Origin of the sequence: Paraglaciecola mesophila, from assembly GCF_009906955.1 — a bacterium.
GTDB lineage: Bacteria > Pseudomonadota > Gammaproteobacteria > Enterobacterales > Alteromonadaceae > Paraglaciecola > Paraglaciecola mesophila_A.
This window is the reverse complement of the sequence record NZ_CP047656.1, coordinates 999,759-1,015,784: the sequence shown is the minus strand read 5'-3', so window position 1 is coordinate 1,015,784 and position 16,026 is coordinate 999,759. Positions and strand designations below refer to the sequence as shown.

Here is a 16,026-nt window from a genome sequence, read left to right as displayed (position 1 = left end):
AATATTATCTCTTGCAACTAAGGTGTAAATTTAACCATCTGTAATTTAAAGGGTTTTTGGTTTGTTTTAACGGTGTTATTTTTTGATTGTGTTCATTAACCTGTGAGCATGTTATTATCATCGTGTTGACTATCTCTAGTTTTTATTCTGTTTTTTCATTTTCTGTCTAAAAATAATTCAATTTTGATAAAGCAATAGATTGAACTCTATCTATTTTGCTGGCTTGTTTTTTGTTTGTTACGTGATTGGTGTGCATTTTGCTGAATCCTAGCAGTGTGGCAATTTTACATAGATGTTATTTACCGAATAAATGCGAGAGAAATGCACGGTGCGAATGGATGAAACATTTTTCATTTTGTTTGCTCGTTAGCAATAAAAGTAGGTAGAGGTAGTCCCGAAGCCTAAATAATAAGAAACAACCTAAGCAAAATAATAACATTAGGCGTAATGGTTGGCGAAATGCAGGGAATACTGCAAGCAAAAGAGAGGAAACATAGTTTATTTTATTTAAAGTTAAAGGACACACCATGAAACTTATACAGTGTATTAAGCCAGGGCTGTTATCAGTAGCAATAGCGAACTCTTTCAGCGTTTCAGCTGTTGAGGTGAGTGAACAAGAACTGGCAACACTTAAAGCGCAAATTGCAGCCTTACAAACCCGTTTAGCGCAATTGGAAGAACAAGCAAAACCCGTTAGTCAATCCGAAAGCCAGGCTTCATCATCGCAAAATCAAAGCACTGAGTCAGTCGATATAGCCAAGCAGCAAAAAAGCGTAGAAACCAACTCAGTTGAAACCACAGATGCAGAAGAGAGCACAGATGGGATTAAGTTTGGTGGTGCAATTCGAACCAATTATAGCTATACCTCGTACGATGACGGAAACAAAAATCGCGGTGGGGATTTTGACTTCGATATTTTTCGGATCAATATGAGCGGTGAAGTCGGTGGCGTTACCTTAAACAGTGAAATACGCTTTTTTGATTATATGACAGCCGTAAAATACGCTTACGCAGGTTACCAATTTAGTGAAAACTGGCAAGTTCAAGCCGGTATCACGCAAGTGCCTTTTGGCAATCAAGCCTATAATTCACAGAATTATTTTTTCAGCACTAATTACTATCTAGGTTTAGAAGACGACTTCGATCTAGGCGTGGTATTTAAACGCAGCGTTGCTGACAACTGGCAATTAGATGTAGGCTTCTTTAAGAATGATGAATTAGGCGGCGTGGATGGATACGTTGACAACCGTTCAGATCGTTATTCTTATGATATTGTAGGTATTCGAACCCAGGGTGAAGGCATTTATGACGAACCTACAGAAGGGTTAGGGGAGTACAACACGCTGGCTGGTCGTTTTGCCTATCACTTTAATACAGGCGAGGTGAAGACCGAGGTTGGCATTTCAGCGTTGCACGGTGGTATTCATAATGGCGAGAAGCGCGCCGGTGATTACCAAGCGTGGGCTTTTCATACCAGCAGTCAATATCAAAATTGGCATCTGCAGTTTCAACACAGCCAATATGACTATGATATCGGCCAAGCAGATAGATTAGCTGTGGGAGCCTATTCTTTTTATGACTCCATCGCGGCGGATGCAAAATCAACCACATTAAATATCGCCTACGATATGGCAGTAGATTTCGGCCCAGTAACTGACTTGCAGTTCTATAACAATTTTGGTTTGGTTTATGACAAGTCAGATGACAGCGAAGATACCATGATGAATGTCTTGGGGATGTCAGTGGCCGCTGGTGGCCTATTTACCTATTTCGATTTAGTGCATGCTAAAAATCAGCCCTTTATTGGTGGCAGCGCTGCGGGCGATACTGACGAAACTGAGCAACGCTTCAATATTAATATTGGCTATTACTTTTAGTGGAAAACAAAGTAATGAGTCTTTTTGTACATAATAAATAAAAGGAAATTTCGATGAAAGAAAACAACGATCCGATGATACCGGACGGAGAAGTCAATCCCATCGATACTGATTATCAAGTGGGGCAGGATAACATTGTGGTCAATGTTGGACCATTTGGGTTGGACATACATAACCGTGTTTTTGCTGTTTCAGGGGTGATGATTATCGCTTTTGTGGTATTAACGCTTATGTTTCAGGCAGAAGCAGAACCCTTTTTCGGAAGTATTCGCAATTGGTTAACGGGCAATTTAGATGGCTTCTTTATGGGAGCGGCCAATATCTTTGTGATCTTATGTTTAGGGTTGGTTATTTCACCTTTAGGACGAGTACGTTTGGGAGGGACTGAAGCTAAGCCTGATTATAGTTATTTGGGCTGGTTTTCTATGCTTTTTGCCGCAGGCATGGGCATAGGCTTGATGTACTATGGGGTAAGCGAACCGTTAGGGCATTTTGGTACTGCTTTCGCAGGGCCAACCTTTGAAAATGGCGTACGCACCGATTTTGCACCCTTAGCAGGAGCCGCTGGAGATGCCGCTGCTGCACAAAAGTTAGCGATGGCTGCAACTATTTATCACTGGGCGCTTCACCCTTGGGCTATTTACGCCATTATGGCGTTAGGTTTAGCGTTGTTCTCATTCAATAAAGGCCTACCCTTAACTATTCGTTCTGTTTTCTATCCTATTTTAGGTGAGCGAGTATGGGGATGGCCAGGGCATATCATTGATATTTTAGCTATTTTGGCCACCTTATTTGGTTTAGCTACGTCGTTGGGATTAGGGGCGTCGCAAGCTGCATCGGGACTACATTCAGTGTTTGGTTTGCCGTTAGGTGAAACCACTGAAATCTTGCTCGTACTTGGCATCACAGGCTTAGCCTTGTTTTCTGTGGTGGCAGGTCTAGATGCAGGTGTTAAAAAGTTGTCTGAAATCAACATGATATTAGCTGTGTTATTGGTGTTTTTCGTGCTCGTAGTTGGACCGACCATTGCTATTTTGAGCGGCTTTTTCGATAACATAGTGTCGTACTTGCGCTATCTGCCACAACTAGCTAACCCTGTCGGCCGAGAGGACACTGGCTTTGCAACTGGTTGGACTGCCTTTTATTGGGCTTGGTGGATTTCCTGGAGTCCGTTCGTGGGTATGTTTATCGCTCGCGTATCTCGTGGTCGTACCGTTAGAGAGTTCATTATTTCGGTCTTGCTAGTGCCTTCTGTGGCCTGCGTTTTCTGGATGACAGTATTTGGTGGTACAGCCATACAACAAGTCGTTGCCGATGGCTATCAAACTGCTGTAAACGCAGAACTACCTTTACAATTGTTTGCTGTGCTTAATGGCTTGCCTCTAGCCAGTATTACGTCTTTCATTGCGATTGTTTTGGTGATTGTCTTTTTCGTTACCTCTTCCGATTCGGGCTCACTGGTTATTGATGTGATTTCAGCTGGCGGCAAGGTAGAAGCTCCTACACCACAACGTGTATTTTGGTGTGTATTTGAAGGGCTCGTTGCTGTGTCGTTGATATTAGGCGGCGGCTTAATAGCCCTGCAAGCTATGGCGGTCTCTACAGGGTTTCCTTTTACCATTGTGCTGCTGATAGCGGCGTTTTCTATGGTCAAAGGATTAATGTCTGAACCAAGATAGATAATGTATTTGGTTTAAAAAAATCCAGCCTTAGGGCTGGATTTTCTATTTTTAAGCTCAAGTATGAACTGATAGTATTTGCGTGAGCTTAGTGTCATGCAATGTTTCCCTCTTAAATGGACTGCTGCTATATGGCTATCGAACAAGTTGAAGTCACTGACTTTTTTCAACGTCACAAACCATTCTCAGATATACCTCAGCAAGAGCTCTCTCATCTCGCCTCAAGGGTTGAAATAGCCTATTTTAAAGCAGGTTCACCGATACTCACGTTTGGTCAAGATAACCAGCACTGGTTTGTGATCAGAAGCGGGGCGGTGGAGGTATTTCGTCGCGATGGGGAGCTGTATAACCGACTCGGAGAAGGCAACTTTTTTGGTGAGTTAGGTTTAATGCGTAATCGCCCTGTGCGTTTTCCTGTGGTGGCGCTGGAAGATACCTTAGTGTATTTAATTGATGCAGGCACCTTTAATCACCTTTTTGATAATGATGAGCAGTTTGCTGACTATGTTGAAATAGAAGATCGCAGCCGGTTGCGTGACCCAAGTCGAGATAAAAAAGACAATGACTCACTGCTAACGGCAAAGGTTGAAAAGCTTATTGGGCAGCTCCCTTTGATTTTACCGCCGAACACCAGCGTTCAGGAAGCAGCGTTGCGAATGACCGAGGAAGGGGTTTCTTCGGTATTGATTTCTAATGAGCAAGCGCCTGTCAATCAAGTATCGACTGAAAACACCGACGATGACACGGAAGATGAGCCGGTTATTGGTATCGTGACTGATGTCGATATTCGCAGTCGTTTTGTGGCTCAAGGCCTTGATTTGTCTACATCTGTCACCGATATCATGACCTCACAGCTAAACACGGTGCAGAGTAATCAGTACGTGTTCGAAGCCATGATGTTAATGCTTAAGCATAAAGTCATGCATTTGCCTGTGCTTAAAAATTCGCGTCCTATTGGTTTAATCAGTCATCAAGATATTCTGCGCTATGAATCACAAAACAGTTTATTTGTGGTGAAAAGTATATTCAGCGCTCAAAACGTCGACGAGCTTGCAACACTCAAAGAAGAGGTTCATGCATGCTTTTCACGCATGGTAGATGAAGATGCAAACTCACAAATGATCGGCAGTGCAATGGCCGTTATTGGGCGTAGCTTCAAACAACGCTTGCTTGAACTCGCCGAAGAGAAGTATGGCCCGCCACCTATCCCATATTGTTTTCTCGCGCTTGGTTCAATGGCCAGAGACGAACAGCTCATTGTCACAGATCAAGACAATGCCCTTGTGCTGGATAATCGTTTTGAGCCCAAAGTGCATGACGAGTATTTTAGTCGATTGGCTAACTTTGTCTGCGATGGGTTAGACCGCTGCGGTTATACCTACTGTAAAGGAGGCATAATGGCGACCAATAAAAAGTGGCGCCAACCTTTAAACGTGTGGGAACAATACTTTACTCAATGGATTGAAAAGCCAACGCCAGAAACCTTGCTCAATAGCGCGATATTTTTTGACTTAGACGGTGTGTGGGGGAAAAAAGCGTGGGCAGAAAAGCTCAATAGGCTAATTCGTCAAAAAGCTTATAAAAACTCGCGTTTTTTAGCTTGTATGGCAAGAAATGCGTTGTTGCGCACGCCGCCATTGGGCTTTTTTAAAGACTTTGTGATGGAAACCGACGGCAGACAAACCAATTCGATTAATATGAAGCGCAGAGGCACCGCGCCCATTGCTGATTTAATTCGGGTGCATGCGTTGTCAGTTGGTGCCAAAGGGCGTAACAGTTTTTCTCGGCTAAGCGATGTCATTGATGCCAAAATACTTCCTCCGGGGCGAGGCGCTGATTTACGTGATGCGCTGGAGTTTATTGCTATGGTGCGTATTCGCCATCAAGCGTTTGACTTAGAAATGAATCGCGTGCCTGACAATGATATTGAGCCAGAGTATTTATCTGACTTTGAACGTAAAAACCTGCGAGATGCCTTTCAAATACTCAGTGATGCCCAAAAGTATATGAAGTATCGCTACCAACCAGGGCGTCATTTGTAATGGGGCAAAACAATCTATGTTTTATCTAGATAAAAGCACTCTGCAAGATAAACCCGATCTGCGACGCTTAGGTAAGGGGACTGACTGGGGAGGAGAGTATGCAAAACGGCAAAAAAACGCTCGCTATCCGGGGCTTAAGCGTTTTTATGCCCAAGGAGCGGTCAGTGGTGATACGCCTATTGGTGAGGCTCCATTGGTGGCGCTGGATTTTGAAACCACTGGCTTAAACCCAAAAACAGACAGTATTGTCAGTATTGGGTTGGTTGCCATGACTGCCCAGCGGATACGCTGTGCCCAAGCGCAGCACTGGATCATCAAACCCGATACTGAATTGAAAAGTAATTCGGTGGTGATCCATGGAATTACCCATTCGGATGTAGCTGATGCACCAAGCTTTAATCGGGTGTTAGATGAATTGCTGGAGCACTTACAAGGTAAAGTGGTTGTGGCTCACCATAAAGATATTGAAACCCGTTTTTTGAATTCAGCCATGAAGCATTATATTGGCGAAGAAATAGTGTTTCCGTGTATTGATACCATGGCCTTGGAGGCACGTTTTTCACGCACCTTAAAGCGTACCTTTTTGCGCAGTTTATTGGGGCAAAAAACACCCTCTATTCGATTAACCGATTGCCGCACTCGTTACCATTTACCTTATTATCGCCAGCACAACGCATTAACGGATGCCACAGCCTGTGCGGAGTTATTACAGGCGCAAATAGCCACGCATTATTCAGATGAAGCGACGCCTATTTCCGCGATCTGGTGCTAATTTGCTCGTGGCGATATACCACAGTGTTTAAATAGAGTTTGCCAAAACTGCACATGGTTTTTTATCGCGTTTTGGTAACCATCAAAGCCCTTGTTACCATGGGTGTTGATGTACTGGCGAAACGCCGGGGCCAATCTGGGGTGTTGACTTAGTGCAGAGTAAAAAGGTGTCAAGGCATAATGTACTCGATTTAATTCACTACCGATTGGCTGGATTTTTTCAATAAAAAACAGTGTGAAAACATTTTTAAGATATTTAATTTTCTGGCTCGCTTTGCCATCTGGGCACAGGGTATGCAGATCTTGCTTGTTTAACCACTGAGTCGTTTTATTTAATTCACTTTGCAATACAGCCTGTGTTCGCCATGTTTTGGCGGGTAAGTGCGCTTTTGAAAGTAAATCTAAGTTTGATTCTAGCGTACTGCTATTGGCTGGGCTGCTATCACTCTCGTTTAAGGCGAGTAAATATCTCAGCGCGCTTTGCGTTTCATGCAGTTGGGTTGGGGTAGCAGAGACAAAAAAATGACTATTGCTACTCAATGCATTGATGGTTTCGTCACTGGTCTGAACAAGGTTTGCCCAAACTAGGGGCAAGGTGAGCTGTTTATATTGGAGCCACTCATCCAATAATTCACTGTGCTGTGGCATCAAGGTTTTACACCTTGACAGTGATGCCAATACTTCTCTTTCATAGATATAACGAACTGAGGGCAATTGGGTGCGCCCAAGTGGTGTATTGCGCTGGGCTATCAGTACATTTACGTCACATTTGCTTAGCGAGTAAAACGCCTTAACGTCAAGTTGGGTAGGCTTGATGGGGTTTATTAAATCTCGCTTGCTAGGGTAGTCCAAGGTAACTAAAGACGGTGAAGTCATCGGCGTATCAAATGATGTGTCCAGTACATTGGCCATGCGCTGTTGATATTCCCTAAGCGTATCTGTGAGCTGGTTGCGCCCGCACCCAGTAACCACAATCAGCAATATAATAGTGACCAGAAACCGCCTGAATACTATCTGGGTAGGGTGAAGCTGAGTCATGTCCTTTGACTACACTTTGTGACTTGATACCACACTGCGTCCCCCGTCAACGGAAATAATGTGCCCAGTGACATACCGCGCTTCACACAAATAATGGATTGCGTGTGCAATATCTTCAGGGGTTCCAAGGGATTTAGCGGGTATTTGTTGTAACACCTGCTCTTTGTCGGCAGCATCAAGTGGTTGCTCTGGCCACAATATGGCACCAGGCGCGACGCCATTTACCCGTATTTTGGGGGCCAGTTCAATGGCCAATGATTTCGTCATAGTTACCAGCGCAGCTTTCGCCATACTATACACAGTATGCCGTTGAAGCGGCCTTTCGGCATGAATATCAACCATATTAATGATCGCCCCATTCGCTGCGGTTAAACTTGTTAGTAAATGTTGTGATAAGAACAAGGGGGCTTGTACATTACTGCCGAAGAGATCCTGCCATTGGGTTTGGGTAATGCTACCTACAGGCGTTGGGTAAAACGAAGACGCATTGTTGACGAGCACATCTAAGCGCCCAAAAGCGGCCACGACTTGCTCGGCTAGCGCAGCCAAGGTGTCTATTTCTCGCACATCTGCGACCACTAAGCGTGCAGAGTTTTCGCGTCGGCTGTTAAGCGTGACAAGCAGTGACTCAGCTTCTTCAATAGAGTGATGGCAATGCAACACAATATTAAACCCTTTATCGTGTAAATAGGTTGCGGTTACTGCGCCAATGCGTTTCGCACTGCCAGTAATAAAAGCGACTTTGGCTGTCATAAAGCTCCGTAATGTGTCTAAACCGGTATTTTTGATTCAAAACGAGTGGCTATTTTTTTAAGCCGATGAATTTGTTGTACTTCGAAAATTTGAAATTGGCTGATCCAATTTTTTTGTCATATCAGTGTATTAACAGCACCAGTGAATGAGCGATATAAGCAGATCAATCTTGCGTTGTTTGAGGGGGATTATCCAACTGATGCACAATATTTTCAAACGTTTCGCCCATGGCTGATATCAAAGTACGATTGGCTAGCCAGATAGGAATATTTCCCCCAGGGTTTGCTTGGCCTCGATACTCAATAATAGTCACACCGTTACCAGCTGAAGATAGCATCCATTGACCACTTACGTCGCGAATACGAACAAAATCAGCTGATGTTGGGTAGCGCGTGCTGGCATCAATAATATCTATATATAAGGCATTGTCTTTATAGTAGGTAGTCGATTGGGTCACCATATCCCGGTTCTTGAGGGGCCAAGGTGCACTAAATTTACTGCGAACCAAGCGCGTATTCTGATGTGAAGATAATACGGTGACTTCTTGATTATTTGCAATCCATTCGGGTGCTAAGGCTGTTTGCGCTAATAAGGCCGTAAATGCCTCAGGGGTATTTCGCACCCGTGTAACACCGCGTACTTCTATGTAGCCTGTTGTTGTGTTGCGCTTGTAAATAACCACATTGTTTGTTTCAGACGCCAATTCCCATTCACCAAGGTCGTCCGAAGTGTATTGCACATTATCGCTTTGGCTGCTTATTTCATTATCGCTGCACCACCCGTTAATACTGCAGGCTGCATAAAAAATGATCCCTGATAGAGAGTATTTGAATGACGATTGCATAGTTTGTACAAATCTCGTTATAATCACCGCCCTGTTTTGATCGTAACAGAACAGCCAACATAACACCTATAAGAGGTGTTTTTTTATTTTCCGCGATGTATTCGCAACAGATATTTTGCATGTGGCGCTTGGTAGGTGTCACCACTGCACAAGGATTATTATGCCCATAATTACACTTCCCGATGGCAGTCAACGCCAATTTGACAACGCAGTTTCAGTACTTGATGTAGCTAATGATATTGGACCAGGTTTAGCCAAAGCCACCATTGCTGGAAAAGTAGACGGTGTGCGCGTTGATGCGTGTGACCTGATTGAAAAAGATGCACAATTGCAGATTATCACTGCTAAAGATGAAGATGGATTAGAAATTATTCGTCACTCATGTGCGCATTTAATCGGTCATGCAATTAAGCAATTATGGCCAGACGTAAAAATGGCAATTGGTCCTACTATTGATAACGGCTTTTACTATGACATCGACATGGAGCATTCCCTGAACGATGAAGACTTAGTGAAGTTAGAAAAACGCATGCTTGAATTGGCGAAAACCAATTATAACGTGGTGAAGAAAGTCGTCAGCTGGCAAGAAGCCAGAGACACCTTTGCAGAGCGTGGCGAAGAATACAAAATACAGATCCTAGACGAGAACATCCCTAAAGACGCAACGCCTGGTTTGTATCATCACGAAGAATACGTGGACATGTGCCGCGGGCCTCACGTACCTAATATGCGTTTCTGCCAACACTTTAAATTAATGAAGGTCGCGGGCGCTTATTGGCGTGGTGACAGCGACAACAAAATGTTGCAGCGTATTTATGGCACCGCTTGGGCTGATAAGAAACAACTTAAAGCTTACTTAAATCGGTTAGAAGAAGCAGAAAAGCGTGACCATCGTAAAATTGGTAAAGCGCTTGATTTGTTCCATTGGCAAGAAGAAGCACCTGGCATGGTGTTTTGGCACAATGATGGCTGGAGCATATACACCGAACTTGAAAAGTTTGTGCGCAGCAAATTACGTGAATACGAATACGATGAAGTCAAAGCCCCACTAATGATGGACCGTTCCTTATGGGAGAAGTCAGGGCATTGGGATAAATACGCCGAAAACATGTTCACTACCACATCAGAGAAACGTGAATATGCTGTCAAGCCTATGAATTGCCCGGGTCATGTTCAAATTTTCAACCAAGGTCTTAAGTCATACCGTGATTTGCCGCTGCGTATGGCCGAGTTTGGCTGTTGTCACCGAAACGAGCCATCAGGTGCATTACACGGTTTGATGCGTGTGCGCGGATTTACTCAAGATGATGCGCATATATTCTGTACTGAAGATCAAATCTTGGCCGAAGTCGGCGGGTGTATTGATTCAGTATACGAAATCTACAAGATATTCGGTTTTGAAAATATTTCTGTAAAACTCTCAACTCGCCCTGAAAAACGCGTGGGCAGTGACGAAGTATGGGATAAAGCAGAAAAAGAATTAGCCGAAGCATTGACCTCAAAAGGGATTGATTTTCAATACCTGCCAGGTGAAGGGGCGTTCTATGGCCCGAAGATCGAATTTACTTTGCATGACTGCTTAGACAGAGCATGGCAGTGCGGAACGGTTCAGTTGGACTTTTCAATGCCAGGGCGTCTCGGTTCAACTTATGTTGCCGAAGATGGAGAGCGTAAAGTACCGGTTATGATCCACCGTGCAATTTTAGGTTCACTTGAGCGCTTTATTGGTATTTTGATTGAAGAGTATTCAGGTTTCTTCCCACTTTGGTTAGCACCGACTCAAGCGGTTGTAATGAATATTACTGACAATCAGAGTGAATATGCGCAAAAAGTAGTGAAAAAACTAAAAGAAATTGGAATTAGAGCCAAGTCAGACTTGAGAAATGAGAAGATAGGCTTTAAAATCCGCGAGCACACGCTTAGGCGTGTCCCGTATTTGCTTGTTGTCGGTGATAAAGAAATTGAAGCTGGTGAAATAGCAGTACGTTCACGCAAAGGCGATGATCTTGGTAAGATGTCGGTCGATGCTTTCATTGAATTGGCTTGTGAACAGATCAAAAGCAAACAAATTCAGTAAATTTCGTGGAGGAATAACATATTAAAGGCGCTAACATTAAGGCTAAAGATTCGGGCAAAGCTCGTATTAACGAAGAAATTACAGTAAATGAAGTTCGTTTAGTAGGCAAGGATGGGGAGCAGGTTGGCGTTGTGTCAATCACAGAAGCTCTCGAAACCGCTGAGCAAGCTAATTTAGATTTGGTTGAAATTAGTCCTAATGCAGAACCGCCTGTATGTAAGGTAATGGATTACGGAAAATTCATCTTCGAAAAGAGTAAAGCTCAAAAAGAGCAGAAGAAAAAACAAAAGCAAATTCAGGTCAAGGAGATTAAATTTCGCCCTGGCACTGATGAAGGCGATTACCAGGTAAAACTGCGCAACCTGCGTCGCTTTCTAGAAGGTGGTGATAAGGCTAAAGTAACGATCCGCTTCCGCGGCCGTGAAATGGCTCATCAAGATATCGGTATTGATCTACTTAATCGTGTTAAAGGCGATTTAGAAGACATTGCCAACTGCGAATCTTTCCCTAATCGGGTTGAAGGTCGTCAGATGATCATGGTGCTCGCCCCAATTAAGAAGTAATTAAGGTCTACAAGTAGTCAGGGAACTGCACCCTAGCTCACCTTATTACACACTATGTAACTACGACTTTCTGTTTCTGCAAAGCAGTTAAGTCATTAACAATGCGGAGTTTTAGCAATGCCTAAAATGAAAACAAACCGTGGAGCTGCCAAGCGTTTTAGAAAAACCGCTTCAGGTCGTTTCAAAAGCAAGCAGTCTCACTTGCGTCATATTTTGACTAAAAAGAGCTCTAAGCGTAAACGTCACCTTCGTGGCAAGAAATTGGCCCATGTAGCTGACACTGCGTTAATTCAACGCATGTTACCTTACGTTTAAGAGAGGATTTAGAATATGGCAAGAGTAAAACGTGGTGTTGTGGCACGTGCCCGTCACAAAAAGGTACTAAAGCAAGCCAAAGGTTATTACGGAGCTCGTAGTCGAGTTTACCGCGTTGCTGTTCAAGCAGTAACAAAAGCTGGTCAATACGCTTACCGTGACCGTCGTCAGAAGAAACGTCAATTCCGTCAATTGTGGATTGCACGTATCAATGCTGCGGCTCGTCAAAATGGTATGTCTTACAGCCGTTTTATTAACGGTCTTAAGAAGGCATCTGTTGAAATCGATCGTAAGATTTTGGCTGATATCGCAGTACATGACAAAAACGCATTTAGCGCATTAGTAGATGCTGCTAAAGGTGCATTAGCTTAATTAATTAACAATTAAGTTTAAGTTCTTTCGAAGAACGGCGAGCCGGATGCTCGCCGTTTTTTTTTGCTCACGATTTCTCATTATACCTTTTACTGCACGCAAACCGTTTTCCCACTAATTTACTTTTAGTTTCATCCTTGATGTTTTTCGCATTTGGAAGAAAATGTGTTTAATATCCGTACTTTCCAGTAATTGCATCTAGCCTGACCCTGTCGCTATCGTGTAGAATTGCGGGTTCTTTTTATATGTCCAGCCATGCTTTTTTAGATCTATGGTCAGTGACTCAATATTTAATCCAATTCGAGGAAACTATGGATCTTGATGCCATAATCAAAGAGGCAGAAACGCAAATCAACGTCGCCCAAGATGCCAGCACGCTTGATGCGGTTCGCGTAGACTTCATGGGCAAAAAAGGCCGCATGACTGAATTGCTCAAAGGCTTGGGCAAATTGTCGAATGAAGAGCGTCCTGCTGCGGGTCAAAAAATAAATCAGGCAAAACAACAAATTCAACAGCTTATTCATCAGCGTGGCGAACTCCTGCGTGAGCAAGAGATGAACAAGAAATTGGCTGCTGAATCAATTGATGTTTCTTTGCCTGGTCGCTCGACTGAAGTAGGCGGGTTACACCCAGTAACGCGCACCATCAATCGTATTGAAAGCTTTTTTGCTGAGTTGGGTTTCAGTGTTAAAACTGGCCCTGAAATTGAAGATGGTTTTCACAACTTTGATGCGTTAAATATTCCTGCTAATCATCCGGCTCGTGCTGATCACGATACCTTTTATTTTAATCCTGATGTGATGCTAAGAACGCAAACGTCTGGTGTGCAAATACGCACCATGGAAGCTGAGCAGCCGCCATTGCGTATCATTTCACCTGGTCGCGTTTACCGTAATGATTATGACCAAACCCATACACCAATGTTCCACCAAGTTGAAGGCTTGATGGTTGATAAGAATGTGAGCTTTACTCAGCTCAAAGGTATTCTTCACGATTTTTTAAATAACTTCTTTGAAGCGGATTTGCAGGTGCGTTTTCGTCCTTCTTATTTTCCCTTTACCGAGCCTTCAGCTGAAGTAGATGTGATGGGAAAAAACGGTAAGTGGCTTGAAGTGCTGGGCTGCGGCATGGTGCATCCCAATGTTTTACGTGCGGTGAATATTGACCCTGAAGTCTACACTGGCTTTGCCTTTGGCATGGGGGTTGAGCGACTCACCATGTTGCGTTACGGCGTAAATGATTTACGCGCATTTTTCGAAAACGACCTTCGTTTTCTAAAGCAGTTTAAGTAAGGGCGAGAAAGTATGAAATTCAGTGAAAAGTGGCTAAGAGAGTGGGTGAATCCTGATATCTCTACACAGCAGCTTGCAGATCAAATTACTATGGCTGGCCTTGAAGTTGACGGTGTAGAACCGGTAGCGGGTGAGTTTAGTGGTGTCGTTGTGGGTGAAGTGGTTGAGTGCGGCCAACATCCAGATGCAGATAAGCTGCGTGTAACAAAAATTAATGTAGGCGATGAAGAGTTAATTGATATCGTTTGCGGTGCGCCAAATTGTCGTCAAGGCCTTAAAGTTGCAGTCGCTAAAGTTGGCGCAGTGTTACCAGGTAATTTTAAAATCAAAAAAGCGAAATTACGCGGACAGCCTTCATTTGGCATGTTGTGTAGTTTTTCTGAGCTGGGTATTTCTGATGACCATGATGGAATCGTCGAGCTACCGGCTGACGCACCTGTGGGTCAAGATATACGAGACTATTTACAGTTAGACGATGTCACGATTGAAGTTGATTTAACACCAAACCGCGCGGATTGTTTAGGCATGCGTGGCCTAGCACGTGAAGTGGGCGTATTGAACCAAAGCAACGTTGATATGCCTGTTTACCCTGAAGTGGCAACCAGTATTGCTGATACTCGTGGTATTTCACTCGCTGCACCACAAGCTTGTCCGCGTTATTTAGGCCGTGTCATCAAAAACATAAACGCCAATGCGCCTTCACCTATGTGGTTGCAAGAAAAGCTGCGTCGCAGTGGTGTGCGCAGCATTGATGCCGTAGTCGATGTGACTAATTTTGTATTGTTAGAGCTTGGGCACCCAATGCATGCGTTTGATAACGACATATTATCAGGTGATATCGTTGTAAGAATGGCCAAGCAAGACGAGGAGTTAGTGTTACTTGATGAGACTAAGGTAAAGCTAAAAGACAATACTTTAGTGATTGCGGATCAAGAAAAAGCGCTGGCTATGGCTGGTATTTTTGGAGGGTTGGCGTCAGGCGTCACTTCCACTAGTCAAAATATCTTTCTGGAAAGTGCATTCTTTACACCGGATGCAATCATGGGTAAGGCTCGTCAATACGGCTTACACACAGATGCGTCACATCGCTACGAGCGAGGGGTTGACCCTCAAATGCAGCGCCAAGCAATGGAGCGAGCAACAGCGTTGCTGCTTGACATTGTCGGTGGAGAGGCGGGTCCTATCGTTGACGCAACGGATGAACAATACATCCCTCCGGTAAAGAACGTGGTGCTTCGTGCTGCACGTTTGTCCCGAGTGTTGGGCATTGAAATTGAAGCAAGCGTAGTAGGGGATATCCTGACCCGTTTAGGCTTAGATGTAAGTGAGTCGGATGGACAATGGCAGGTGAGCGTGCCTGCGTATAGATTCGATATTTCGATTGAAGAAGATCTTATTGAAGAGATAGCGCGAGTTTACGGTTACAATAATATTCCTAATGTGGCACCAAACGCCGAATTAAAAATGTCAGGGCGTAAAGAGCAAACATTAGAGGTAAATGACCTTAAGCAAGCGCTTGTCAATCGCGATTATCAAGAAGCGATTACCTATTCGTTTGTTGATCCTAAAGTGCAGAGTCAATTGTATCCTGAAATTGATGCCATCGTGTTGCCACACCCAATCTCGTCAGACATGTCAGCCATGCGAGTCAGCGCTTGGACAGGATTGCTTCAAGCGGTTTCGTACAACCAAAAGCGTCAACAGTCGCGTGTGCGTTTGTTTGAGTCCGGTTTACGCTTTATCCCTGATACGTCTGAGAAAATGGGCGTGCGTCAAGAATCGGTATTCTCTGGTGTTATTGCCGGCAATTTGCATGAGGCCAATTGGGATCGTGCAGACAAAGCCGTCGACTTTTTCGACGCCAAAGCAGATGTTGAAGCATTGCTTAGTCAGGTAGCACCAATCGATACGTTCCGCTTTGAGGCCGCACAGCACAGTGCGTTACATCCAGGCCAAAGCGCAGCGATTTATCGCGGGGATACCTTTGTCGGTGTGTTAGGTGCAGTGCATCCGAAATTCGAAAAATTGTTGGGTTTAAATGGACGCGTTTTCGTGTTTGAACTTGAAATTGATGCTTTTGGGGTTAAAAAACTCCCTGAAGCGAAAGAAATTTCGAAATTTCCTGCAAATCGACGTGACATTGCAATCGTTGTAGACGATGATAAAGTTGTTGGTGAAATTTTAGATTGCATCCAAAAATTTGGCGCAAATCAACTAGTTGGCCTAAACTTGTTCGACATCTATCGAGGTAAAGGCATCGAGCCAGGATTTAAGAGTTTGGCTATTTCATTGACTTTGCAAGACATGGCGAGAACCCTTGAAGAAGCGGAAATTCAAGCCGTGGTCGATGGTATTCTGACCAAGTTGTCAGAGAAATTTGGGGCTACATTGAGGGATTGACGG

General features: G+C 44.0%; 13 protein-coding genes. 10 read left to right on the top strand and 3 right to left on the bottom strand.

Annotated elements, in window-relative coordinates:
• Nucleotides 1-527 precede the first annotated feature (527 nt).
• The 4 genes from FX988_RS04270 (at nucleotide 528) to FX988_RS04255 (ending at nucleotide 6,370) form a co-directional block, all read left to right on the top strand.
• Complete coding sequence (locus FX988_RS04270) at nucleotides 528-1,877, top strand: porin (RefSeq protein WP_160178492.1); 1,350 nt, start codon at nucleotides 528-530, stop codon at nucleotides 1,875-1,877.
• A gap of 53 nt (nucleotides 1,878-1,930) precedes the next feature.
• Complete coding sequence (locus tag FX988_RS04265; protein WP_160178491.1) at nucleotides 1,931-3,556, top strand: BCCT family transporter; 1,626 nt, start codon at nucleotides 1,931-1,933, stop codon at nucleotides 3,554-3,556.
• A 131-nt stretch (nucleotides 3,557-3,687) separates the two neighbouring features.
• Entirely contained in the window at nucleotides 3,688-5,598 is a 1,911-nt protein-coding gene (locus tag FX988_RS04260) for a DUF294 nucleotidyltransferase-like domain-containing protein (protein WP_160178490.1), read from the top strand.
• Between the two features lie 16 nt (nucleotides 5,599-5,614).
• A complete protein-coding gene (locus FX988_RS04255) occupies nucleotides 5,615-6,370 on the top strand; it encodes a 3'-5' exonuclease (RefSeq protein WP_160178489.1) in 756 nt (251 codons plus the stop codon).
• Here the strand turns inward: FX988_RS04255 and FX988_RS04250 are convergent.
• From FX988_RS04250 to FX988_RS04240, 3 genes are all read right to left on the bottom strand, one after another.
• Nucleotides 6,367-7,407: a DUF3080 family protein gene (locus FX988_RS04250; protein ID WP_201751631.1), complete on the bottom strand. Its 1,041-nt coding sequence runs from the start codon at nucleotides 7,405-7,407 to the stop codon at nucleotides 6,367-6,369. The two genes, FX988_RS04255 and FX988_RS04250, sit on opposite strands and share 4 nt — an antisense overlap.
• 9 nt (nucleotides 7,408-7,416) lie before the next feature.
• Nucleotides 7,417-8,160, bottom strand: a complete 744-nt coding sequence (locus tag FX988_RS04245; protein WP_160178488.1) for a pteridine reductase — start codon at nucleotides 8,158-8,160, stop codon at nucleotides 7,417-7,419.
• Nucleotides 8,161-8,323: 163 nt separating this feature from the next.
• Nucleotides 8,324-9,004 carry an START domain-containing protein gene (locus tag FX988_RS04240; protein ID WP_160178487.1) on the bottom strand — a complete coding sequence of 227 codons (681 nt, stop codon included), beginning with the start codon at nucleotides 9,002-9,004 and terminating at the stop codon, nucleotides 8,324-8,326.
• A gap of 160 nt (nucleotides 9,005-9,164) precedes the next feature.
• Between FX988_RS04240 and thrS the strand changes: the two genes are divergently transcribed.
• The 6 genes from thrS to pheT all read left to right on the top strand — a co-directional run bounded on the left by thrS (nucleotide 9,165) and on the right by pheT (nucleotide 16,023).
• Nucleotides 9,165-11,081, top strand: coding sequence for a threonine--tRNA ligase (gene thrS, locus FX988_RS04235; RefSeq protein WP_160178486.1), 1,917 nt, complete (start codon nucleotides 9,165-9,167; stop codon nucleotides 11,079-11,081).
• A 35-nt stretch (nucleotides 11,082-11,116) separates the two neighbouring features.
• Nucleotides 11,117-11,644, top strand: coding sequence for a translation initiation factor IF-3 (gene infC, locus FX988_RS04230; protein WP_160182092.1), 528 nt, complete (start codon nucleotides 11,117-11,119; stop codon nucleotides 11,642-11,644).
• 117 nt (nucleotides 11,645-11,761) lie between these two features.
• The gene (rpmI, locus tag FX988_RS04225; protein ID WP_006991117.1) at nucleotides 11,762-11,959 is read left to right on the top strand and encodes a 50S ribosomal protein L35; all 198 of its coding nucleotides are present in this window, start codon (nucleotides 11,762-11,764) and stop codon (nucleotides 11,957-11,959) included.
• Nucleotides 11,960-11,974: 15 nt separating this feature from the next.
• Nucleotides 11,975-12,331 (top strand): 50S ribosomal protein L20, encoded by a 357-nt coding sequence (gene rplT, locus FX988_RS04220; RefSeq protein ID WP_006991118.1) that lies wholly within the window; start codon nucleotides 11,975-11,977, stop codon nucleotides 12,329-12,331.
• A 311-nt stretch (nucleotides 12,332-12,642) separates the two neighbouring features.
• Entirely contained in the window at nucleotides 12,643-13,623 is a 981-nt protein-coding gene (gene pheS / locus FX988_RS04215; protein WP_160178485.1) for a phenylalanine--tRNA ligase subunit alpha, read from the top strand.
• A gap of 12 nt (nucleotides 13,624-13,635) precedes the next feature.
• Nucleotides 13,636-16,023 carry a phenylalanine--tRNA ligase subunit beta gene (gene pheT, locus FX988_RS04210; RefSeq protein ID WP_160178484.1) on the top strand — a complete coding sequence of 796 codons (2,388 nt, stop codon included), beginning with the start codon at nucleotides 13,636-13,638 and terminating at the stop codon, nucleotides 16,021-16,023.
• The last annotated feature ends 3 nt before the right edge of the window (nucleotides 16,024-16,026 follow it).

What these genes read in the sequence shown, in the direction of transcription:
- FX988_RS04240 (WP_160178487.1), bottom strand. Translation starts at nt 9,004, where the DNA reads ATGCAATCGTCATTCAAATACTCTCTATCAGGGATCATTTTTTATGCA.
- FX988_RS04270 (WP_160178492.1), top strand. Translation starts at nt 528, where the DNA reads ATGAAACTTATACAGTGTATTAAGCCAGGGCTGTTATCAGTAGCAATA.
- pheS (WP_160178485.1), top strand. Translation starts at nt 12,643, where the DNA reads ATGGATCTTGATGCCATAATCAAAGAGGCAGAAACGCAAATCAACGTC.
- pheT (WP_160178484.1), top strand. Translation starts at nt 13,636, where the DNA reads ATGAAATTCAGTGAAAAGTGGCTAAGAGAGTGGGTGAATCCTGATATC.
- FX988_RS04265 (WP_160178491.1), top strand. Translation starts at nt 1,931, where the DNA reads ATGAAAGAAAACAACGATCCGATGATACCGGACGGAGAAGTCAATCCC.
- FX988_RS04245 (WP_160178488.1), bottom strand. Translation starts at nt 8,160, where the DNA reads ATGACAGCCAAAGTCGCTTTTATTACTGGCAGTGCGAAACGCATTGGC.
- FX988_RS04250 (WP_201751631.1), bottom strand. Translation starts at nt 7,407, where the DNA reads ATGACTCAGCTTCACCCTACCCAGATAGTATTCAGGCGGTTTCTGGTC.
- rpmI (WP_006991117.1), top strand. Translation starts at nt 11,762, where the DNA reads ATGCCTAAAATGAAAACAAACCGTGGAGCTGCCAAGCGTTTTAGAAAA.
- thrS (WP_160178486.1), top strand. Translation starts at nt 9,165, where the DNA reads ATGCCCATAATTACACTTCCCGATGGCAGTCAACGCCAATTTGACAAC.
- FX988_RS04255 (WP_160178489.1), top strand. Translation starts at nt 5,615, where the DNA reads ATGTTTTATCTAGATAAAAGCACTCTGCAAGATAAACCCGATCTGCGA.
- FX988_RS04260 (WP_160178490.1), top strand. Translation starts at nt 3,688, where the DNA reads ATGGCTATCGAACAAGTTGAAGTCACTGACTTTTTTCAACGTCACAAA.
- rplT (WP_006991118.1), top strand. Translation starts at nt 11,975, where the DNA reads ATGGCAAGAGTAAAACGTGGTGTTGTGGCACGTGCCCGTCACAAAAAG.